Below are 19,820 nucleotides of genomic sequence, written 5' to 3' on the forward strand. Positions count from 1 at the left end.
GGAAGACTTCCTTCCGCGATTCGTGCGATCCTCGAAAAATGTTGCAGACCTCCGCTCGCCTCCTGCGGCTGCTGTCGCTGCTCGAAACGCGGCGCGACTGGACCGGCGCCGACCTGGCCGACCGGCTCGGCGTCTCCGCGCGCACCGTCCGCACCGACATCGGCAAACTGCGGGAGCTCGGCTATCCGGTCGAGGCCGCCCCGGGCGTCCAGGGCGGCTACCGCCTCGGCGCGGGCGCCCAGCTCCCGCCGCTGCTGCTCGACGACGACGAGGCGGTGGCCGTCGCGGTCGGGCTGCGGACGGCGGCCGGGGTCGCCGGCATCGGCGAGACGTCGGTGCGCGCGCTGGCCAAGCTGGAGCAGGTGCTGCCGTCGCGGCTGCGCCACCGGGTGCGGGCGCTCCAGACCGCGACGGTCGCGGTGCCCGGCGGCGGCCCGTCCGTCGACGCGGACGTCCTGACCGCGATCGCGGCGGCGATCCGGGCGAACGAGCGGCTGCGCTTCGACTACACGAGCCACGAGCGCACGCCGAGCCGCCGCGACGTCGAGCCGCACCGCCTGGTCAGCTGGGGGCGCCGCTGGTACCTGGTCGCCTGGGACACCGCCCGCGACAACTGGCGCACCTTCCGCGTCGACCGGATGACGCCGAAGGTGCCGAACGGCCCGCGCTTCGCCCCGCGCGAGCCCCCGGAGGGCGATGTCGCCCAGTTCGTCCAGCGCAGCGCGGGCGCGGCGACCTGGCGGTTCCACGCCCGGGTGCGGCTGCACGCCTCGGTGGAGTACGTCCGGGCCCGGCTGCCGATCGCGGTCGACGTGACGGCCGAGGGCCCGGACCGCTGCGTGGCCGAGGTCGGGTCCGACCACGCGCAGATGCTCGGGCTCTACCTGGGCCTGCTCGACGTCGACTTCGAGGTGCTCGACGCACCGGAGCTGGCCGAGGCGCTGGCGAAGACGGGCGAGCGGTTCCTGCGCGCGGCTAACGCAGGGAGTCCGCCAGCTCCTGGATGAGCTCCATCTGCCCCCGCGCGCCGACCTCCATGCCGGACTGCAGGATGGTGTCCCGCAGTTCCTTGCTGCCGGTCTCGGTCAGCAGCTCCAGGCGCGTGCGGTCGCCGTCGAGCGCGGTGAAGGTGACGGTGTTGAGCGGGCCGTCCACGTCGTCGAGGTCGACGCCGGGCATCTCGAACACCTCGGTGTAGACGATCCGCTCCCCGGGCACGATCTCGCGGTACTCGCCGTGGAAGCCGACCTCGGTGCCGTCGTCCGTTTTCAGCACGTACCGCCACCGGCCGCCGGGCCGCAGGTCCAGCTCGACCTCCGTGGTCGTGCCGCGATGGCCGCTCCACCACCGGCTCACCAGCTCCGGAGTCGTCCACACGCGGTAGACGAGGTGCTTGGGCGCGTCGAACTCGCGCGTGATGAGGATCCGGTCGTCGGCGGGGGTGGTGATCTCCACGTCACTGCTCCTGTTCCTTGAGTTCCTCGAGGACGTCGTTCATCAGGTCGAACCGCGCCGCCCACGTCCGTTCGTAGCGCTTGACCCAGTCGTGGATGGGCTTGAGCGCGGCGCCGTTGAGCCGGTAGAGCCGCTGCCGGCCGTCGCCGCGCACGTCCACCGCGCCGACTTCGCGCAGGACTCGCAGGTGCTTCGACACCTGGGGCTGCGCGAGGCCGAGCAGGTCGACGAGGTCGCCGACCGACCGCTCGCCGTCCATGAGGACGTCGAGGATCTGCCGCCGCCGGGGTTCGGCCACGGCGTTGAAGGTGTCGGCCGTCGTCGCTGCTCGTGCCACGCCGCTCATCATATTCCCATATGGGTATGCGTCAAGCCCGCATCCTGGGCACGCTGGGCCCGCGCCGCTCCATCTGCGACGATCGGCCGATGACCAGCCGCGCGGAGAGTCCACAGAGGACGGATGCGCGCGGCGCCCGGCGCAGCGCCAGCGCGAGTACCGTGCTGCGGGCCGTCCTCGACGACGGACCGATCGCGCGCAGCACCATCGCGCGCCGCACCGGGTTGTCCGCCGCCGCCGTCACCGGGCACACCGCCGAGCTTCTCCAGCGCGGGCTCCTGCGCGAACTCCCGGAAGCCGAGTCCCGCAAAAGCGTCGGGCGGCCGCACGTACCGGTCGACCTCGACACCGGGCGGCACGTCGCCGGGGCCTTGCACCTGGCCGTGCACCACGCCACCGTCGCGCTGCTCGACCTGCGCGGGAATGTGCTGGTACAGCACGAAGAACCGCACGACGGCCTGGCCGCGGAAGACCTGCTCGCCCGCGCTGCCGAGATCTTCGACGACCTCCTGCTCGGGCACGCCCCGGACCGCGAGCCACTCGGCCTGGGCGTCGCCACCGGCGGCTGGGTCGACCGGGAATCCGGCACCGTGGTCGAACACCCGCTGCTGGGCTGGCGGAACGTGCCGGTCCGCGACCTCCTGACCGGCAGCACCGGGCTGGCCGTCGAGGTCGACGGGCACGCGCGCGCCCTGGTGCACGCCGAACGACTCTTCGGGCACCCACGAGCCCGCGACAGCGTCGTGCAGCTGTTCACCGGCAACGTCGTCGACGCCGCCTTCGCCACCGGGGCGACCGTACACCACGGGCCGCGCTCGGCCGCCGGAGCCGTCGCGCACCTGCGGGTCGACGACAGCACCGAGCCGTGCCGGTGCGGGCGCACCGGCTGTCTCGAAGCCGCCGTTTCCGAAGCGACCCTCGCCCGCAAAGCCGCGGAAAACGGATTGCTCGCACGCCCGGGCTTTCCGGAATTGCTCGCGCTCGCCGCGGACGGCAATTCCGCGGCGATGCGGATGTTCCAGGAACGCGCGCAGCTCATCGGCCAGGCGGCGGCCCTTCTGCTCGACGTGCTGAATCCGGCCGTGCTCGTGGTGGTCGACCGCAGTGTAGCCCACGTCCCGGACTGCCTTCCCATCATCCGGGAGGAGGTCGGAATGCGGTCCCGCTGCCCCGATCCGGCGGAAACCGTTGTGGGCACGAGCTTCCCGGGCACCGAGCTGGCCACCGCCGGCGGGGCGGTGCTCCTGGACGTCCTCTACGACGACCCGCTCGGTCCACTTCCGACGCGGTGGTCCCGCGCTTCGTGAAGCGCACGAGTTATTTCACGAACTCGCAAAATTGACCGTCCGGCCGGGAGCCGCTGACAATTGCTCCTATCCCCACCGACTCCCCGAACGGACGAAACCACCGTGAAGAAAACCCTGCCCCTGTTCGCCGCCGCCGCGATGCTGCTGGCCGGCTGCGCTTCGGCGACGGCCACCGGTGCGCCCGGGCAACCGGAGAAGCTGGAGCTGCGCTACCAAGGCAGCGCGAACGCCGTCACCCTGCCCGAACTCGCCGAAGACCTGGGCTACTTCGGCCCGGTCAGGCTGAAGTGGGTCGGCAACACGATCAGCGGCCCGCAGGACATCCAGTCCGCGGCCACCGACCAGACCGACTTCGGCGGTGCCTTCACCGGCGCGGTCGTCAAGCTCGTCGAAGCCGGGGCGCCGGTCAAGGCGGTCGTCAACTACTACGGCTCCGACGACAAGGCCTTCATCGGCTTCTACACCAAAGAGGACAGCCCGATCCGGTCCGCCCGCGACCTGATCGGCAAGAAGGTCGGCGTCAACACCGCCGGCGCGAACCTCGAGGCCGCGCTCGACACCTGGCTCAAGGGGCAGGGCCTCTCCGACGAGGAGATCAAGCAGGTCCAGCTCGTCGTCATCCCGCCGGTGAACGCCGAACAGGCGCTGCGCAACGGCCAGCTCGACGTCGCCGCGCTCCAGGGGATCCTGCAGGACCACGCCCTCGCGGCCGGCGGCGTCCGCCCGCTGTTCACCGACGTCGGCGCGTTCGGGCCCTACAACGGCGGCCCGTACGTGCTGCGCACCGACTTCATCAAGAAGTACCCGGAGACCGCGAAGATCTTCGTCTCCGCCGTGGCGAAGGCGATCGAGTGGGAACGCACCACCCCGCGCGACGAGGTCATCGCCCGCTTCACGAAGATCATCAAAGCCCGCGGCCGCAACGAAAGCACCGACACGCTGAAGTACTGGAAGAGCGTCGGCATCACCCGCGCCGGGCTCATCTCCGATGCGGACTACACCCGCTGGGAGCCGTGGCTCAAGCAGGAGGGCTACCTCAAGCACGACCGGATCGACACCTCGAGGCTCTACACCAACGAGTTCAACCCCTACCGCGACGGCGCCCCGGCGGTGACCAAGTGATCAGCATCCGCTCGGTGACCAAGACATTCGGCGCCCTGACCGCCCTCGACGACGTCTCCCTCGACATCGCCGACGGCACGTTCCTCTCGCTCGTCGGCCCCAGCGGCTCGGGCAAGTCGACGCTGCTCGACCTGCTGGGCGGGCTCGCCACCCCGACGTCCGGCCAGGTGCTGATCGACGGCGAGCCGGTGCGCGGCCCGGGGCTCGACCGCGGGGTCGTCTTCCAGCAGTACGCGCTGTTCCCGTGGCGCACCGCCCGCGCCAACGTCGAATTCGGTCTGGAAGGCGGGCCGCTCGGGAAGCGGCAGCGAGCCGAGCGGGCCCGCGAATACCTCGCCCTGGTCGGTCTGTCCGGCTTCGAGGACCGCTACCCGCACGAACTGTCCGGCGGGATGAAGCAGCGGGTCGCGATCGCCCGCAGCCTCGCCTACGACCCGGCCGTGCTGCTGATGGACGAGCCGTTCGCCGCGCTCGACGCCCAGACCCGCGAGCAGCTGCAGGAGGAGCTGCTGCGGATCTGGCGCCGCACCGGCAAGACGATCGTGTTCATCACCCACGGCATCGACGAGGCCGTCTACCTGGGGCAACGGGTGGCGGTGCTGACGTCGCGGCCCGGGCGGCTCAAGGCCGTCGTCGACGTCGACCTCGGCGACCGCACCGGGGACGTGCGCTCCGGGCCCGAGTTCGGCCGGCAGCGCCACCGGCTCTGGGAACTGCTGCACGACGAGGTCCGCAAGGCGGCCGAACACGAACGGAGCGCGGCCCGATGACCACCACCCTCGAAGCACCCGCTGTCCACACCAGACCCGCGGAGCCGCCGACGGAGCCGCGCCGGCTCCAGAAGCGGCTCACCCGGGCGGTGCACGCCTCCGCCGCGGTCGTGCTGTTCGTGCTGCTCTGGGAACTGGTCCCCCGGTTCATCCTCGACGAGAGCACGCGGACGTTCCTGCCGCCGCTGTCGGAGGACCTGCAGGCGCTGTGGGACCTCGCCCTCGATGGCGAACTGGCCGACCACCTGCTGGCCAGCGTCGGGCGGTCCGCCGCCGGGTTCGCCGTGGCCGTCGCGGTCGCGGTGCCGCTGGGCCTGCTGATCGGCTGGTACCGGCCGGTGGCGCGGTTCCTGCAGCCGCTGCTGGAGCTGGCCCGCAACACCGCCGCGCTGGCGCTGCTGCCGGTGTTCACGCTGCTGCTGGGCATCGGCGAGCTGTCGAAGGTCAGCCTGGTGGTCTACGCCTGCGTGTGGCCGGTGCTGCTCAACACGATCGCCGGGGTCAACACGGTCGACCCGCTGCTGGTCAAGGCGGCCCGCTCGCTGGGGCTGTCCAGCCCGCGGCTGTTCCGGAAGGTGATCCTGCCTTCGGCGGTGCCGACGGTGTTCACCGGCATCCGGATGGCGGCGTCCTATTCGATCCTGGTGCTGGTGGCCGCGGAGATGGTCGGCGCCAAGGCCGGGCTCGGCTACCTGATCAACACGAGCCAGGTGAACTTCCAGATCCAGCAGATGTACGCCGGGATCATCGCGGTCTCGGTGCTCGGCGTCGTCGTCAACGCCGGCTTCGTCGGCCTCGAACGGCGGTTTTCCACCTGGCGTCCCAAGGAGAAGCCATGATGCACCTCAACGCGTTCGTGATGCCGAACGGCCACCACGAAGCCGCGTGGCGGCACCCGTCGACCGACCCGCACCGGGCCCGCACGCTGCAGCACTACGCCGACATCGCGCGTACCGCCGAGCGCGGCAGGCTCGACTCGATCTTCCTCGCCGACGGCGTCGCGCTGTGGGGCAACGTCAAGCACAACTCGCACAGCCATTTCGAACCGCTGACGCTGCTTTCGGCGCTCGCCGCGTCCACGGTCCACATCGGACTGATCGCGACGGCGTCGACCACCTACAACGAGCCCTACCACCTGGCCCGCAAGTTCGCCTCGCTCGACCACCTCTCCGGTGGCCGCGCGGGCTGGAACATCGTCACCTCGGCCGGGATCGACGAGGCCCGGAACTTCAACCTCGCCAAGCGCCCGTCGCACGCGGCGCGGTACGACCGGGCCGAGGAGTTCGTCGAGGTCGTCAAGAAACTGTGGGACAGCTGGGACGACGGCGCCGCGGTCGTCGACCGGCCGAGCGGTGTCCACGCCGACACCGACCGCATCCGGGCGATCGAGCACGACGGCCCGCACTTCCAGGTGCAGGGGCCGCTCAACATCGAACGCCCACCCCAGGGATACCCGCTCCTGGTGCAGGCCGGTTCGTCGGAGACCGGCAAGCAGTACGCGGCGAAGCACGCCGAAGCCGTGTTCACCGCGCAGCAGACGTTCGCCGAGGGCAAGGCGTTCTACGACGACGTCAAGGGCCGGCTCGCGAAGTACGGCCGCGCGCCGGACGAAATCAAGATCCTCCCCGGGATCTCGCCGATTCTGGGCCGCACCGAAGCCGAGGCGCGCGAACGCGAAGCCGAGCTGAACGCGCTGATCATCCCGGACTACGGGCTGCGGCAGCTGTCGAAGATGCTCGACCACGACGTCACCGGCTACCCGCTCGACGGGCCGCTGCCCGACGTCGGCAGCTTCACCGAAGGCGGCCAGAGCCGGTTCGACCTGGTCGTCGGCCTGGCCCGGCGCGAAGACCTCACCATCCGGCAGCTGCTGGAACGGCTGGCCGGCGGGCGCGGGCACCGCGTCTTCGCCGGGACGCCGGTCCAGGTCGCCGACGAGCTGGAGGCGTGGTTCCGCGGCGGCGCCGCCGACGGCTTCAACGTCATGCCGCCCACCCTGCCCGGCGGGCTCGACGACTTCGTCGACCTCGTCGTCCCGGAGCTGCAGCGGCGCGGCCTGTTCCGCACCGAGTACTCCGGCACCACCTTGCGCGAGCACTACGGCCTCGCGCGGCCCGTCAACCGCAACCGAGTGAAGGAGCCCGCATGACACCCCTTGTGTCAACCTCTGGGGCAGAGTTAGGCCGCCAGAGGTTGTTTTGCCTGGTGTTGGGCGCCTCCGTGCAAGGCGGGGTTGTAGGGCGTGTGGCTCTGCCAGCAGCGCCAGATGACGCGGACCCAGGCTCGGGCCAGGATGCGGATGGCGTGGGGATGATCCTTGCCGCTCGCGCGGGCTCGTTCGTAGATGTCGGCGGCCCACGAGCTGGCAAAGCGGCTGTTGCCGGCGAAGGTCGTGATGGCCAAGCGCAGGCGTTTGTTGCAGGCCCAGCGGAACGAGACACCACGTTGCTTGCCCGAAGCCTTGGTGACCGGGGTGATACCGGCCAGTGCGGCGATCGCGTCAGGATGGGTGAATGCGGCGCGGGCATCGCCCCACTCGGCCAGGATCTGCGCGGCGTTGATCGTGCCGGCGCGGGGGAAGGACCGGAAGATCTCCCCGTCGGGATGGGTGTCCATCTTCTCGGCGATGGAGCGGTCCAGCGCCTTGATGGCGGTGTTGAGAGCGGTCAGCACGGCGACCTGCGCGAGCACGGCGTCCCGGACGCCCTCGGACAGGGCGGGGTCAGTCGGCCCGGTTGGGGCCGAGCGCAGCCTGGCCAGCAAGACGGCGGCGGGCTTTTTGCCGGAGTAGCCCTGTTCCTTGCAGAAGGCGGCCAGCTGCTTCTCGGTCAGGCCGGTCGCCGAGACGGCCGTCGGGTAACGGGTCAGAAACGCCAAAGCGATCGCGGATTCGATGTTGGCGAAGATCGTTTTGGCGCCGGGCCAGTGGGCGTCCAGCAGCGCGGTGAGCTGGTTGATCGCCGCGACGCGGGTGTCCACGAGGTCGCCTCGGGTCCGCACCAGGGCGCGCAATGCCTTGGTGGGTCCGGACAACGGCGCGGCGGGGCGCAGCCGGTGGATCCGCACTCGAAGGTAGTCGGCGATCACGTGCGCGTCGCCGGGGTCGGATTTCGCGCCGGAGAGAACCTCGGCCTCACGCCAGGACTTGATCGCGGTGGGTTTGACCGGCAGCACCGGATGTCCGGCGGCCAGCAGCGCGTCGACCAGCCGCCCGTCGGGGCGTTCGATCGCGACTGGCATCCGTTCGACGTCACCGAATTTGCTCAGCCGGGCGGTCATCCTGGCAAACCCGGCGGAGGTGTGGTCGCTGGTGAACGCAGACACCTTCCGGCCGGTCTGGTCCAGCACGCACACGGCGTGCTCGGCCGCGGCCCAGTCGATCCCGACGAAGAACAACGGTCCATCGTGCTGCGACAACTGCGTCGCCTTTCTGCTCACAGCCGAGGGCAGGGACCAGGCGCTGGAGAGGGAACCGAGGGCGCAGTGGTCACTAACCGGCGCTCTGGGGCGCGTCCCTTTGTCATCGCTTCGCGGTTCCGGGGAAGCCGGGGGCGGCAGTGTCATGCAGGCCCACGAAGGGCTACCGCACCAGGCCGTCACCCCGGCTTCCGCCTAGTTACTACCACAAGCCCCATCCAAGGACTCGCAGAGAAGAGGGTGCACTAGTGACCACCATCGGCACCGACGTCCGCAAACTGACCGGGAGGATCGGCGCCGAGATCGTCGGCTTCGACCCCTCCGGCGACCTCGACGCCGCCCAGGTGGCGTTCCTGACCGACGCCCTGCACGAGCACAAGGCGCTGGTGTTCCGGAACGTCCGCCTCGACGACGAGGGCCAGCAGCGGTTCGCCGCGCACTTCGGCGAGCTCACCAAGGCACACCCGACGGTGCCCGCCGTCGAGGGCGCGCCGACGATCCTGCCCGTCGACAGCGAGCGGGGCCGCGCCAACCACTGGCACACCGACGTCACCTTCGTGCTCAACCCGCCGAAGGCCAGCACGCTGCGCAGCCTGGTGGTGCCGCCCTACGGCGGGGAGACGCTGATCGCGAACGCCGCCGCGGCCTACCGGGACCTGCCGGAGCCGCTGCGGGCGTTCGCCGACACGCTGCGGGCGGTGCACACCAACGACTACGACTACGTCCAGCCGCCGGAGACGGTGGACGAGCAGGAGCGCGAGCGCCGGGCGCAGTTCGTCTCGCGCAAGTACCGGACCGTGCACCCGGTGGTGCGGGTGCACCCGGTGACCGGCGAGCGCGGCCTGTTCATCGGCGGCTTCGCGCAGCGGATCGAAGGGCTCTCGGTGACCGAGTCCCGGGACCTGCTGCGGCTGCTGCAGTCCTACGTGACGCGACCGGAGAACGTCGTACGCGTGGCGTGGGAGCCGGACCAGCTGGTGCTGTTCGACAACCGGATCACCCAGCACTACGCGATCGACAACTACGACGGCCTGCCGAGGCGGCTCAACCGCGTCACGGTGGCCGGCGACGTCCCGGCCGGCATCGACGGGCGGCCCAGCGAGTCGCTCGAAGGGGACGCGTCGCACTACACCTCCGTCGCCTAGTTAGGTCCCGTCCGTGCCCGGGTAACCGGGTGCGGACGGGAAGGAGTGCCTGGTGGTCAGTGTGCAGGCGAAGGTCAGGATGGCGGTGCTGCGGGCGTCGGGCCAGAAACGGTTCTACGACAACGTTTCGGCGTTGCACCACCGGCTGCCGCGACACCAGACGCCGTCGATGGCCCGGCCGCCGCGCAAGGTCCGGCGGCGGGTCGACCTCGAACAGCACGACGTGCACGGCTTCCCCTGCTACACCTTCCGGCCGCGCACCGGGCAGGCGTGCGACCTGCACGTGCTGCACCTGCACGGCGGCGGGTACGTCGAGCAGGTGGAAAAGCACCACTGGCGCTACGCCGCCGACCTGGTCGCGCGGCTCGGCTGCGCGGTGACGCTGCCGGTCTACCCACTCGTCCCCCACCACGACCACACCGCCACCATCCCGATGGTCCAGGCGGCCTACGACGGGAACGACGCCGAGCGCGTCGTCGTCTCCGGTGACTCCGCGGGCGGCGCACTGGCCCTCGCGATCGCGCAAAACCTGCGCGCGCACGGACGGCCGCAGCCCGAACGGCTCGTCCTGTACTCGCCGTGGCTGGACGTCCTGCTCGAAGACCCGATCTCGGAACTGCTCGACGAGACCGACCCGATGCTCGGCATCGCCGGGCTGCGCGAAGCCGGCCGGATGTACGCCGAGGGCACCGATCCGCGCGACCCCCTGGTCAGCCCGATCCACGCCGACCCGACCGGGCTCGCGCCGATCACGTTGTTCATCGGCACCCGGGACGTCCTGCTGCCGGACGCCCGCCGCTTCGCCGACCGGGCGCGAGACGCGGGCATCGAGCTCGACTACCGCGAGTACCCCGGGATGTTCCACAACTGGCTCATGCAGGCGATCCCGGAAGGGGTCGAGGCGATGAACCACGTGGAGCGCCTGCTGCGGCGGCGGCCGGTCACCGCCCGTTCCGCGCCAGGTCCCGGAAGCAGTCCCACGCGCGGCTGACCAGCGCCGGGTGCGTCCGCAGGTCGATCACCGTGCGGGCCAGCGCCGCCGCCGAGGCCAGCATCGCCGCCCGGCCGCGCGGACTCGCCGCCGCCTCGGCGAACTCGGGTGTGTGGTCCGACTTCTCCTCCGCCGCAATACCCACGAACGGGTGGATCGCCGGGACCCGGACGCTGACGTCGCCGATGTCCGACGAACCGAGGAAGACCCCCGGCGCCGGCGGGGTCGCGTGGATCCCGCAGGCCGCCAGGTGCTCGGTGAACCGCTCCGACAGCACCGGGTTGTCGCGGAAGTGCGCGTACCCGCGCCCCAGGCGTTCGACGTCGACCTTCGCCCCGGTCGCCAGCGCCGCGCCTTCCGCGCACGTCGTCACGTCCTCGACCAGGCGGTCCAGCGCGTCCGTCGTCAGCGCGCGGAGGCCGAACCGGCCTTCGGCGCGGTCGGGGACGATGTTCGTCGCCTCGCCGCCTTCGGTGATGATGCCCTGGACGTGCGATCCGGCGGGTAGCCGCTGGCGCAGGGCCGAGATCGCGCCGAACGCCTGGATCAGCGCGGCGAGGGCGTCGATGCCGTGCTCCGGGTCGCCGGTCGGGTGCGCCGCCCGGCCGTGGAAGGTCAGCTTGACCTCGACCTGCGCGGTCAGCGGCGCCCACGACCACGAGTGCACGCCGGGGTGGATCATCAGGGCCGCGTCGACGTCGTCGAAGACGCCCGCCTCGGCCATCGCGACCTTGCCGCCGCCGCGTTCCTCGGCCGGGGTGCCCACGGCGAGCACCGAGCCCGGGGTGTCCCCCAGGACGTCCTTGGCGGCCAGCGCGGCCCCGAGGCCGGCCGCGGCGATCAGGTTGTGCCCGCAGGCGTGCCCGAGCCCGGGCAGGGCGTCGTACTCCAGCAGCAGCGCGATGCAGGGCCGCCCTTCCCCGGCGCGGGCGACGAACGCCGTGGGGAGCCCGGCGATCCCGGTTTCCACGGCGAAGCCGTCGGCGGCCAGTTCGCCGGTGAGCCGCTCGGCGGCGGCGTGCTCCTCATAGGACAGTTCCGGCCGCTCGTGCAGCGCGGTGGCGACGGCCCACAGCCGCTCGTCCAGGTGCTCGATGCGCTCGTCGGCCCGCTCGTGCAGCTCCTCGTGCCACTCCATGCCCTCCGGGATACCCCAACCACGCGCGGTCACGCCACCGGGGTGTTTCACGCGGACCGCGTCCGGCTACTCCGGCGCCATGGACCACGGCAAGGCACCGGTACTCGAGGCGCTGCGCGACTACCACAGCGCCGGCTACGTCCCGTTCAACGCGCCCGGCCACAAGCAGGGCCGCGGCGTGGACCCGCGGGTCCTGGATGTCGTCGGCGCCGACGTCTTCAAGTCCGACGTCATCGCGCTCAACGGCCTCGACGACCGCCTGATGCGCAAGGGCGTGCTCGCCGAAGCGCAGGAGCTGATGGCCGACGCGGTGGGCGCCGAGCACACCTTCTTCTCGACCTGCGGCAGCTCGCTTTCGGTGAAGAGCGCGATGCTCGCCGTCGCCGGTCCGCACGAAAAGCTGCTGGTGCCGCGGCACGTCCACAAGTCGGTGATCTCCGGGCTGATCGTCAGCGGCGTCCGGCCCGTCTGGGTCCGGCCGCACTGGGACGCCGGGCGGCACCTGAACCACCCGCCGGGCGTGCGGGAGTTCGCGGAGGCCTACGAGCGCGATCCCGAGGTCAAGGGCGCCCTGGTTGTGACCCCGACCGACTACGGCACCTGCGGCGACCTGCGTGCGATCGCCGAATGGTGCCACGACCGCGGGCTGCCGCTGATCGTCGACGAGGCGTGGGGCGCGCACCTGCCGTTCCACGACGGACTCCCGCCGTGGGGCATGAACGTCGGCGCCGACGTGTGCGTCACGAGCGTCCACAAGATGGGCGCGGCGGTCGAGCAGAGCTCGGTCTTCCACCTGCAGGGCGACCGCGTGGACCCGAAGGTGCTGAAGGCGCGCGAGGACCTGCTGGGCACGACGAGCGCGAGTTCGCTGGTCTACGCGGCTCTCGACGGCTGGCGCCGGCAGATGGCCGAGCACGGCAAGGAGCTGCTCGAAGGCGCGTTGACACTCGTGGAGTCGGTCCGCGGCCGACTGGGCGAGCTGGGCGTCACCGTGCTCTACGACGAACTGCTCGGCCCGGACCTCGCCGACTCGGCCGACCCGCTCAAGGTCGTCCTCGACCTCGAGCCCCTCGGCATCAGCGGGTACCAGGCCGCCGACTGGCTGCGCGAGCACCGGCGCGTCACGGTCGGCCTGTCCGACCACCGCCGGATCGTCGCCCAGTTCACCCACTCCGACGACGAAGGAACGGCGGGCACGCTGCTCGGCGCCGTCGAAGCGCTGGTGAAGGCCGCGCCGTCGTTCGAGAAGCCGCCGAAGGTGGACCTGCCGTCGCCGCGGGAGATGGAGCTGGAGACGGCGATGCTGCCGCGCGACGCGTTCTTCGGCGAGACCGAGCAGGTGCCCGCGGCGGAGGCGGCCGGCCGGATCGCGGCCGAAATGATCACGCCGTACCCGCCCGGGGCGCCCGGCGTGCTGCCCGGCGAGGTGATCACCCAGCCGATACTCGAGTACCTGCGCAGCGGGCTCGGCGCCGGGATGCAGTTGCCCGACCCGGCCGACTCCGAGCTCGAGTCCATCCGGGTCGTCGCGAAGCGGTGACCGCGAGGGCGCCGCTTCCCGGGAAGCGGCGCCCTCCTCCGTCAGGCCTTGGCGCTCTTGAGTTCCAGGGGGTTCTTGGGGGCGTCGGAGCGGGCGTCGATCATCCGCTGCCCGAGCTCCTGCAGCTGCTTGCGGCCCATCGCCGAGCGGACCTCGGGGAACCACTCGTCCTCTTCTTCTTCGACGTGGTGGCGGACGTTCTCGGTGAGCACGGTGACCTTGGCGTCGAAGGTCTCGTCCTTCGGGTCCATGCCGAGCAGTTCCGACAGCATCCACACCACGACGTGGTGCTCCTCCACGCTTTCCAGCACGTGGTCCTTGGTCTCCGGCACGGCTTCGCGCGCGGCCGGGTAGAAGATCTCCTCCTCGATGTAGGCGTGGACGGTCAGCTCTTCGATGATCGAGTCGGCGATCCGGCGCTTCTCGTCGTACGCCTCCTCCCCCGCCTTCTCGAATTGCTTGAACAGCTTCTCCACGGTCTTGTGATCGTTCTTGAGCAGCACGATGGCGTCGGTCGACATGACCGGTCGAATACCCGCTGCACGCGCGGGAAAACCCGGTTTGCCCGAACCGCCCGCCGGGTATTCGTCCGGTCCCCGACCCCCCAGGAGAACACCGGTGAACCAACCGACGGGCGATGTGCTGACGTTCGGCATCGAAGAGGAGTTCTTCGTCGTCGACCGCAGCGGCCACCTGTCCCACGCCGGCGACGACGTCGTCGACGCGGCCGAAGCCGCCGGAGACGACCGAGGCGAGCTGCAGCACGAGCTGACGCGGTCCCAGGCCGAAGCCGCCACCGACGTCTGCCGGACCCACACCGAAGCCCTGCGCCAATTGCGCGGGCTGCGCGAAGACCTCGCGGGTGCCGCCCGCCGGCGCGGGTATCGCGTGCTGCCGGCGGCGTCCCCGCTGCTGCTCGAAACGAACCCGCCGGTGATCACGCCGAACCCGCGTTACGAGCGGATGGCCGAGCACTTCGGCGCCACCCCCCGGACGTCGCTCACCTGCGGGTGCCACGTGCACGTGGCGATCCCGGACAAGGAGAGCGGCGTCCAGGTCCTGAACCGGATCCGGCCCTGGCTGCCGGCGCTGCTCACGGTGACGGCGAACTCGGCGATTTCCGACGGCTACGACACAGGTTACTGCAGCTGGCGTTACCAGCAGTGGAGCCGCTGGCCGTCCGCGGGGCCGCCACCGCGCTTCGCCTCGCTGGACGAGTACGAAAGCATCGTCGACGGCTGGCTGCGCGCGGGCTCGATCCTGGACCGCGGAATGATCTACTGGGACGTCCGGCTTTCGGACAAGCAGCCGACGCTGGAGTTCCGCATCGCCGACGTCGCGGCGGTGCCGGAGGACGCGGTGTTGCTGGGCGTGCTGGCGCGAGGCCTGGTCGCCACGGCCCTGGCCGACGACGGTCCGGCGCCGCACCTGTCGAACGAGGTGCTGCGCGCGCAGCTCTGGCGGGCCTCGCGCGAAGGGGTGACCGGCTGCTGCCCCCACCCGAAGAGCGGCGATCTGGAGCCGACGAAGGCGGTCCTGGACGACTTGGTCGAGCTGACGGCCCCGGCCTTGGAAGCGGCCGGGGACTTGGAGTTCGCGAGGGAAGGAACGGCCCGCCTGGCCGCCGAGGGCGGCGGCGCCGACCGCCAGCGGCGGCGGTTCGGGGAACGAGAGCGGGCCGAGGACGTGGTCGATCTGTTGACCGGTGACTAGGAAGCCTCGCACCCCGGCGCCGGCTCGCCGGGGCCGGTGGTGACGCGCTCACGCAATAAGCCCCAGCGATCAAGTCATTCGGGGTTCCGGCGGCTCGATGCCCTGTTTCCAGCGCTTGGGTTCACTCGAATGGCCGGGCAACCACCCACAGACGCCATGCGTAAATGTTCAGTTGCACGTCGCGTACGTGAGGCGCGCTGAGCAAATGCGAGGGGAAACGCACACGTGGGTCGCTGGATCACCAAAAATGGAAAACGGATCTACATCGAGAACGGCAAGGGCGGTGCGGGCCCCTTGGTGGCGGTCGCGGCCGCGGTCGTCCTTGCCGGAAGCGGCGTCGCCGGGGTGGGTGCGGCCGGCGTGTTCGCGGGTGGTGGCGGCGTGGGTGCCGGAGCAGCAGCATCCGAAGCTTTCGCCGGCAACGCCGCTGGTGACGTCGTCGATGCTCTGCCGGGACGGTCGATCAAGACTCGCGAGGCCGAAGGCCGCGAGTCGGCGAAGAAAGGCAAGACGGACGAGGCCTGGAGCAAACTGAAGGTCAAGCAGCTGCGCCGAGAAGTCCACGATCTCGAACACGCGACTGAGTGCATCGCGGCAGCCACGGACAAAGTGCGCGAGTTCCTGATCAGAACGCCGTGTTCGTCCCTGCATCGAATGCTGCTGGCCGTCGGTGACGGGCATGGCAACGCCGCGGTCGTGCAGGGCAGCGGAGGTGTACAGCCGCTGGACGTCGCCGTGGTGCTCGGGGTGGCCGGGGTGAAGATGACGGGGCTGCACTACGCCTCACGCCCGGAGGGCTATGGGATGGTCGTCGCCGAAGCCGACAACGCCACCGGTCACTTCGATGGCGCGACGCTCGACGCACTGGCCGAGGTCGCCTCCTGGATGTCCATCATGAAGTGACGTCCTTGTCGAGCGTCTGACGCAGCCGGAAGAGTCGTCGGATACGACCTAACCCTGAGGCCGGTCGAGCAATTCCAGTGCCCGGACCGCGGCACGCGACCGGCCGGGATCGAGCACCAGGTGAACGCCCACTGCTTCGGCGTGGCGGTGGGCGCGCAGGAGCACACGGATGCCCGCCGCGCCGAGGAAGCACACCTGGCCGAGGTCCACGCGCAACACTCCGGGGCGTGCTCGCACGTGCTCGTCCAGGACCGCCGCCAAGCCCGCCACCGTGCACAGGTCCACCTCGCCCGTGACCTCGACGACCACCGCGTCCGGGCTCTTCCAGCGGAGGTGGCTCCCCTGGTCGCCTTCGGACGGGGCGCGGGGTGACGGCAGGCGGTGCGACGGCGGAGCGCCCACCACCCGCAACCGCTCGTGAGTTGTCATGGGTGCGAGGTACCCGCGGCCGGCGAACCGCGAAACAAGCGCCGGGTCCAGGCGCATTTCCGCGGCCGCAGCGGGTAACCCCAGCCGGTCCGGAAGGAGCCTGCCCATGTCCGACGGCCCGCCCACGATGGGCGTCGAAGAGGAGTTCCTCCTCTTGAACCCTCGCACCGGGCACGCTTCGCCGTGTGCCGAGCCGGTGCTGGCGCGGCACCGCCACCACGGGCCGCTGCCCGACGGCGTCCGGGTGCACCGGGAACTGCGGCTCACGCAGCTCGAAGCCGCCAGCGGGGTCTGCACGACCGCCGACGAGCTCCGGTACCAGCTGACCGCCGCGCGCCGGGTGCTGGCCGGCGCCGCCGCGGCCGAAGACTGCGCGCTGCTGGCCACCGGCACGCCGGTCGGGCCCGCGCCGGCCGCGGAGCCACCCGCGAGCACCGGCCGGTACGCCGAGATCGACGCCGTCTACGGTGCCGTCGTCGCCGACTACGAGGCCTGCGGGTGCCACGTCCACGTCGGCGTGCCCGATCCCGACACCGCGGTGGCCGTCGTCAACCACCTCGGCCGGTGGCTGCCCACGTTGCTCGCGCTGTCCGCCAATTCGCCGTTCGACCACGGGCGCGACACCGGCTACGACAGCTGGCGGATGGTCCTGCAGTCCCGCTTCCCCGGCTCCGGCGTCGCCCCGCACCTGCGCGGGTACGCCGACTACCGGCGGGCCGTCGACACGCTGGTCGATTGCGGCGCGCTGGTCGACCCGGACCAGACGTTCTGGCTGGCCCGCCCGTCCGGCCGGTTCCCGACGGTCGAGTTCCGGGTCGCCGACACCGCCCTGACCGTCGACCACGCCGTGCTGCAGGCCCTGCTCAGCCGGGCGCTGGTACAGCGGGCGCTGGCCGAGCTCGCCGAAGGCCGGGAGGCCGCGCCGCTGTCCCCGCAGGTGGCCGCCGCAGCCGTGTGGGCCGCCGCGCGTCACGGCCTCGGCGGAGACTTGGTGGACGCCGCCGAGGAGACCCGCCGTCCGGCGTGGACGCTCGTCGACGACCTCCTCGCGCACGTCCGGGCGCCGCTGGAAGACAGCGGTGACCTGGCCGAGGTCCGGAAGCTCGTCGACGCGGTGCGCGACGGCGGTACCGGGGCCGCGCAGCAGCGGGCGGTGGCCGGCGAGGAGACGGCGGCCGCGGTGCGGTGGCTCACCGCGGCGACCGTGCCCGCCGCGCATGGAACGCTGCTGACCGGGTAGCCGCGACCATGACGACTTCCACCACCGCGGCGGCCACCCGGCCGGCCGCGCGAGGCCCGCTTTCGGCTTCGGTGCTGGGCATCCTCCTGCGCGAACAGCCGCGGGCCGACCTGGACTTCGACGGTCTCGCCGACGCCGACCCGCTCGGCGACGACCTCCAGCTGGCCCTGCACCTGTGCTACGAACTGCACTACCAGGGCCTGCCGGGCGTGTCCCCCGACTGGGAATGGGACCCGGAGCTGCTGCGCCTGCGCGGCGCGCTGGAGGCCCGGTTCCTCGCCGCTTTGCGCGAGAACGTGGCGGGCGGCGACGACGTCCAGGCGGAACTCGACGGCCTGCTGGTCGAGCCGATCGACGTCGAAGGCGTCTCGCACTACCTGCGCGACCACGGCGATTGGACACAGCTGCGGGAGTACTTCACGCACCGCTCGATCTACCACCACAAGGAGGCCGATCCGCACGCGTGGGTGATCCCGCGGCTGCGCGGCCGCGCCAAGGCCGCGCTGGTGGCGGTCGAGTTCGACGAATTCGGCGGCGGCCGCGCGGAGCTCGTGCACGCCCGCCTCTACGCCGACCTGCTGCGCGCGGCCGGGCTGCCCGACGGCTACCTGGAGCTCATCGACCAGGTGCCCGGTTCCATGCTGGCGGTGGTCAACATGATGTCGCTGTTCGGCCTGCACCGGTCGTTGCGGGGCGCGCTGTGCGGGCACTTCGCGGCGGCGGAGATCACGACAGCACCGTCCGCGCAGCGGATGGACCAGGCCCTGCGACGCCTGGAGGCCCCGGAGGCGTGCCGGTTCTTCTACACCGAGCACATCGAAGCCGACGCGGTCCACGAGCAGGTCATGCGCCACGACGTGCTCGGCGACCTGCTGGACCAGGAGCCCGAACTGGCCGCCGACATCGTGTTCGGCATCCAGGCGACCGAGTTCCTCGAGGGCCGCTTCGGCGAGCAGGTGCTGAGCCGTTGGAAAGCCGGCCGGTCGTCCCTGCGGAGCTGACCCGGAAATGGCCTCCCGGCCGGACCGGGAGGCCATCGCCCGTCAGTCGTCCGCCTGGGTGCGGACGCGTTTGCGGTGACTGGTGTCGCAGAACGGGAACCGCTTGCTCCGCCGGCACGCGCACACCGCGACCAGGAACCGGTCGGAGCGCACCAGCTCGCCGTCGGGCGTGCTCAGCTCGACCGGCCCCTCCACCAGGACCGGGCCGCCCGGGACGACGGTCACCCGGCGAGGCCCGCGCTCAGCGTTCGGCACGCAGCACCACCAGCTCTTCCACCCGCTGGCCGGGCTCGATCAGCCCGGCCGCCTCGAGGAAGTCGGTCCGTCCGGAAAGGACCGGGCCGAACGGGATTCGCGCACGCCGGGCCACCGTGGCGCGCAAGCCCTGCGCGGCCAGCATTTCCCGCGACTTGTCCACATCGGACAGTGCCGACTGCACGAGCAGCATCGTCCCGCCCGGGCGCAGCAGCGTGCCCGCGGCGGCGCACAGCGGGTCCAGCAGCGCGCGGCCGTCCGGGCCGGCGTCCCAGCCCCGGGTGGCCCGGACCGTCGCCGCCGGGGACGGCACGTACGGCGGATTCGCGACGACGACGTCGAACGGGCCCTCGCGCAGCGCTCGGGCGAGGCCGCCCCGGCACGGGCGCACGGCGAGCTGCCGGACCAGCGCGTTCAGCCGCGCCGAGGCCAGCGCCCGGCGCGAAAGGTCGACCGCCAGCACGGTTCCCGCGCCGCGGCGCGCCAGCGTGACCGCCTGCGCGCCGGTGCCGGTGCACAGGTCGAGGGCGCGGGCGCCGGGCGGGATCGCCAGTTCGGCGATCGCCGACGCGAGCAGGGCGGTGTCTTCCTGGGGGCGGTAGACGCCGGGCAGCCGCAGCATCCGCGGGGCGGGCGGCACGGGCGAGTGGACGACGGACCGGGCGGCCAAGGGGCCCGGGCGGACGGGTTCCGCCGACGTGGTCATCTGGGTCTCCTTCACCTCACCGCGGTCCCGGCGCGATCGCCGGCGACAACCGCGTCGCTCCCGGCTTACCCGGCGATCTTCGCGGCAAACGCCGGTGGTTGAGCGGTGCGCGGCGGGGTATCCGGTGCGGAAACGACCGTGAAGGAGGGACGAAATGACGTCCGAAGAGCGCACGCAGCACCCGACCGACCCCGCCGAAGGCGCCCGGGGCGACGACCCGCACGGCGACACGCCGGAAGCCCAGCGCGAAACCCTCCGCGGCGAGCAGGGCACGTCGACCGGGGACGAGCACGACGACAGCGACCCGCAGTCGGGCTGAGGCACGAAAACGGGGTCGCGTTCGGACTGTCC

22 protein-coding genes are annotated in these 19,820 nt (G+C 71.6%); 14 read left to right on the forward strand and 8 right to left on the reverse strand.

Going from position 1 to position 19,820, the window contains the following annotated elements; translation table 11 throughout:
- The first annotated feature begins 38 nt into the window (after positions 1–38).
- Positions 39–1,007 (forward strand): helix-turn-helix transcriptional regulator, encoded by a 969-nt coding sequence (locus tag ACWEVN_RS20770; RefSeq protein ID WP_452052348.1) that lies wholly within the window; start codon positions 39–41, stop codon positions 1,005–1,007.
- On the opposite strand, the gene ACWEVN_RS20775 is transcribed toward ACWEVN_RS20770, so the two are convergent.
- Together ACWEVN_RS20775 and ACWEVN_RS20780 are read right to left on the reverse strand one after the other, a co-directional pair.
- A complete protein-coding gene (locus ACWEVN_RS20775; protein ID WP_452052349.1) occupies positions 976–1,455 on the reverse strand; it encodes an SRPBCC family protein in 480 nt (159 codons plus the stop codon). The two genes, ACWEVN_RS20770 and ACWEVN_RS20775, sit on opposite strands and share 32 nt — an antisense overlap.
- Position 1,456: 1 nt before the next feature.
- Complete coding sequence (locus tag ACWEVN_RS20780) at positions 1,457–1,792, reverse strand: ArsR/SmtB family transcription factor (protein ID WP_452052350.1); 336 nt, start codon at positions 1,790–1,792, stop codon at positions 1,457–1,459.
- Between the two features lie 89 nt (positions 1,793–1,881).
- Here ACWEVN_RS20780 and ACWEVN_RS20785 point away from each other — a divergent pair, with 89 nt between their 5' ends.
- The 5 genes from ACWEVN_RS20785 to ACWEVN_RS20805 all read left to right on the forward strand — a co-directional run bounded on the left by ACWEVN_RS20785 (position 1,882) and on the right by ACWEVN_RS20805 (position 7,140).
- A complete protein-coding gene (locus ACWEVN_RS20785; protein WP_452052364.1) occupies positions 1,882–3,099 on the forward strand; it encodes an ROK family transcriptional regulator in 1,218 nt (405 codons plus the stop codon).
- Positions 3,100–3,201: 102 nt separating this feature from the next.
- A complete protein-coding gene (locus tag ACWEVN_RS20790; protein ID WP_452052351.1) occupies positions 3,202–4,221 on the forward strand; it encodes an ABC transporter substrate-binding protein in 1,020 nt (339 codons plus the stop codon).
- A complete protein-coding gene (locus tag ACWEVN_RS20795; protein ID WP_452052352.1) occupies positions 4,218–4,991 on the forward strand; it encodes an ABC transporter ATP-binding protein in 774 nt (257 codons plus the stop codon). Before ACWEVN_RS20790 ends, ACWEVN_RS20795 begins: the two co-directional genes overlap by 4 nt.
- On the forward strand, positions 4,988–5,830 hold the full coding sequence (locus tag ACWEVN_RS20800) for an ABC transporter permease (RefSeq protein WP_452052353.1): 843 nt from the start codon (positions 4,988–4,990) through the stop codon (positions 5,828–5,830). Before ACWEVN_RS20795 ends, ACWEVN_RS20800 begins: the two co-directional genes overlap by 4 nt.
- Positions 5,827–7,140, forward strand: coding sequence for an LLM class flavin-dependent oxidoreductase (locus tag ACWEVN_RS20805; RefSeq protein WP_452052354.1), 1,314 nt, complete (start codon positions 5,827–5,829; stop codon positions 7,138–7,140). Before ACWEVN_RS20800 ends, ACWEVN_RS20805 begins: the two co-directional genes overlap by 4 nt.
- Before the next feature lie 29 nt (positions 7,141–7,169).
- On the opposite strand, the gene ACWEVN_RS20810 is transcribed toward ACWEVN_RS20805, so the two are convergent.
- Complete coding sequence (locus ACWEVN_RS20810; RefSeq protein WP_452052355.1) at positions 7,170–8,387, reverse strand: IS110 family transposase; 1,218 nt, start codon at positions 8,385–8,387, stop codon at positions 7,170–7,172.
- Positions 8,388–8,656: 269 nt separating this feature from the next.
- Here ACWEVN_RS20810 and ACWEVN_RS20815 point away from each other — a divergent pair, with 269 nt between their 5' ends.
- Both ACWEVN_RS20815 and ACWEVN_RS20820 read left to right on the forward strand, forming a co-directional pair.
- The gene (locus ACWEVN_RS20815; RefSeq protein WP_449686036.1) at positions 8,657–9,553 is read left to right on the forward strand and encodes a TauD/TfdA dioxygenase family protein; all 897 of its coding nucleotides are present in this window, start codon (positions 8,657–8,659) and stop codon (positions 9,551–9,553) included.
- A gap of 52 nt (positions 9,554–9,605) precedes the next feature.
- A complete protein-coding gene (locus ACWEVN_RS20820; RefSeq protein ID WP_452052356.1) occupies positions 9,606–10,544 on the forward strand; it encodes an alpha/beta hydrolase in 939 nt (312 codons plus the stop codon).
- Here ACWEVN_RS20820 and ACWEVN_RS20825 read toward each other — a convergent pair.
- Entirely contained in the window at positions 10,495–11,682 is a 1,188-nt protein-coding gene (locus tag ACWEVN_RS20825) for an amidohydrolase (RefSeq protein WP_449686034.1), read from the reverse strand. The two genes, ACWEVN_RS20820 and ACWEVN_RS20825, sit on opposite strands and share 50 nt — an antisense overlap.
- Before the next feature lie 79 nt (positions 11,683–11,761).
- Between ACWEVN_RS20825 and ACWEVN_RS20830 the strand changes: the two genes are divergently transcribed.
- On the forward strand, positions 11,762–13,222 hold the full coding sequence (locus ACWEVN_RS20830; RefSeq protein ID WP_452052357.1) for an aminotransferase class I/II-fold pyridoxal phosphate-dependent enzyme: 1,461 nt from the start codon (positions 11,762–11,764) through the stop codon (positions 13,220–13,222).
- Positions 13,223–13,263: 41 nt separating this feature from the next.
- On the opposite strand, the gene ACWEVN_RS20835 is transcribed toward ACWEVN_RS20830, so the two are convergent.
- On the reverse strand, positions 13,264–13,743 hold the full coding sequence (locus tag ACWEVN_RS20835; RefSeq protein ID WP_310975717.1) for a hemerythrin domain-containing protein: 480 nt from the start codon (positions 13,741–13,743) through the stop codon (positions 13,264–13,266).
- Positions 13,744–13,840: 97 nt separating this feature from the next.
- Between ACWEVN_RS20835 and ACWEVN_RS20840 the strand changes: the two genes are divergently transcribed.
- Positions 13,841–14,935, forward strand: a complete 1,095-nt coding sequence (locus ACWEVN_RS20840) for a carboxylate-amine ligase (RefSeq protein WP_452052358.1) — start codon at positions 13,841–13,843, stop codon at positions 14,933–14,935.
- 225 nt (positions 14,936–15,160) lie between these two features.
- A complete protein-coding gene (locus tag ACWEVN_RS20845; RefSeq protein ID WP_452052359.1) occupies positions 15,161–15,838 on the forward strand; it encodes a hypothetical protein in 678 nt (225 codons plus the stop codon).
- Between the two features lie 48 nt (positions 15,839–15,886).
- On the opposite strand, the gene ACWEVN_RS20850 is transcribed toward ACWEVN_RS20845, so the two are convergent.
- Positions 15,887–16,267 (reverse strand): STAS domain-containing protein, encoded by a 381-nt coding sequence (locus ACWEVN_RS20850; RefSeq protein ID WP_452052360.1) that lies wholly within the window; start codon positions 16,265–16,267, stop codon positions 15,887–15,889.
- Positions 16,268–16,373: 106 nt separating this feature from the next.
- Here ACWEVN_RS20850 and ACWEVN_RS20855 point away from each other — a divergent pair, with 106 nt between their 5' ends.
- Positions 16,374–17,507: a carboxylate-amine ligase gene (locus ACWEVN_RS20855; RefSeq protein ID WP_452052361.1), complete on the forward strand. Its 1,134-nt coding sequence runs from the start codon at positions 16,374–16,376 to the stop codon at positions 17,505–17,507.
- A gap of 8 nt (positions 17,508–17,515) precedes the next feature.
- On the forward strand, positions 17,516–18,508 hold the full coding sequence (locus tag ACWEVN_RS20860) for an iron-containing redox enzyme family protein (protein WP_449686028.1): 993 nt from the start codon (positions 17,516–17,518) through the stop codon (positions 18,506–18,508).
- Positions 18,509–18,550: 42 nt separating this feature from the next.
- Here the strand turns inward: ACWEVN_RS20860 and ACWEVN_RS20865 are convergent, their stop codons facing one another.
- Together ACWEVN_RS20865 and ACWEVN_RS20870 are read right to left on the reverse strand one after the other, a co-directional pair.
- Positions 18,551–18,763, reverse strand: a complete 213-nt coding sequence (locus tag ACWEVN_RS20865; RefSeq protein WP_449686027.1) for a CDGSH iron-sulfur domain-containing protein — start codon at positions 18,761–18,763, stop codon at positions 18,551–18,553.
- Positions 18,750–19,469 carry a methyltransferase gene (locus tag ACWEVN_RS20870; RefSeq protein WP_452052362.1) on the reverse strand — a complete coding sequence of 240 codons (720 nt, stop codon included), beginning with the start codon at positions 19,467–19,469 and terminating at the stop codon, positions 18,750–18,752. Before ACWEVN_RS20870 ends, ACWEVN_RS20865 begins: the two co-directional genes overlap by 14 nt.
- A gap of 154 nt (positions 19,470–19,623) precedes the next feature.
- On the opposite strand from ACWEVN_RS20870, the gene ACWEVN_RS20875 reads away from it, so the two are divergent.
- Positions 19,624–19,788 carry a hypothetical protein gene (locus tag ACWEVN_RS20875; protein WP_310975710.1) on the forward strand — a complete coding sequence of 55 codons (165 nt, stop codon included), beginning with the start codon at positions 19,624–19,626 and terminating at the stop codon, positions 19,786–19,788.
- The last annotated feature ends 32 nt before the right edge of the window (positions 19,789–19,820 follow it).

Source organism: Amycolatopsis sp. NPDC003861, from assembly GCF_053605405.1.

Bases quoted from the DNA above. Each gene is read 5' to 3' on its own strand.
- ACWEVN_RS20770 (WP_452052348.1), top strand. From the start codon at position 39: ATGTTGCAGACCTCCGCTCGCCTCCTGCGGCTGCTGTCGCTGCTCGAA.
- ACWEVN_RS20785 (WP_452052364.1), top strand. From the start codon at position 1,882: ATGACCAGCCGCGCGGAGAGTCCACAGAGGACGGATGCGCGCGGCGCC.
- ACWEVN_RS20800 (WP_452052353.1), top strand. From the start codon at position 4,988: ATGACCACCACCCTCGAAGCACCCGCTGTCCACACCAGACCCGCGGAG.
- ACWEVN_RS20805 (WP_452052354.1), top strand. From the start codon at position 5,827: ATGATGCACCTCAACGCGTTCGTGATGCCGAACGGCCACCACGAAGCC.
- ACWEVN_RS20825 (WP_449686034.1), bottom strand. From the start codon at position 11,682: ATGGAGTGGCACGAGGAGCTGCACGAGCGGGCCGACGAGCGCATCGAG.
- ACWEVN_RS20830 (WP_452052357.1), top strand. From the start codon at position 11,762: ATGGACCACGGCAAGGCACCGGTACTCGAGGCGCTGCGCGACTACCAC.
- ACWEVN_RS20835 (WP_310975717.1), bottom strand. From the start codon at position 13,743: ATGTCGACCGACGCCATCGTGCTGCTCAAGAACGATCACAAGACCGTG.
- ACWEVN_RS20850 (WP_452052360.1), bottom strand. From the start codon at position 16,267: ATGACAACTCACGAGCGGTTGCGGGTGGTGGGCGCTCCGCCGTCGCAC.
- ACWEVN_RS20855 (WP_452052361.1), top strand. From the start codon at position 16,374: ATGTCCGACGGCCCGCCCACGATGGGCGTCGAAGAGGAGTTCCTCCTC.
- ACWEVN_RS20860 (WP_449686028.1), top strand. From the start codon at position 17,516: ATGACGACTTCCACCACCGCGGCGGCCACCCGGCCGGCCGCGCGAGGC.
- ACWEVN_RS20870 (WP_452052362.1), bottom strand. From the start codon at position 19,469: ATGACCACGTCGGCGGAACCCGTCCGCCCGGGCCCCTTGGCCGCCCGG.
- ACWEVN_RS20875 (WP_310975710.1), top strand. From the start codon at position 19,624: ATGACGTCCGAAGAGCGCACGCAGCACCCGACCGACCCCGCCGAAGGC.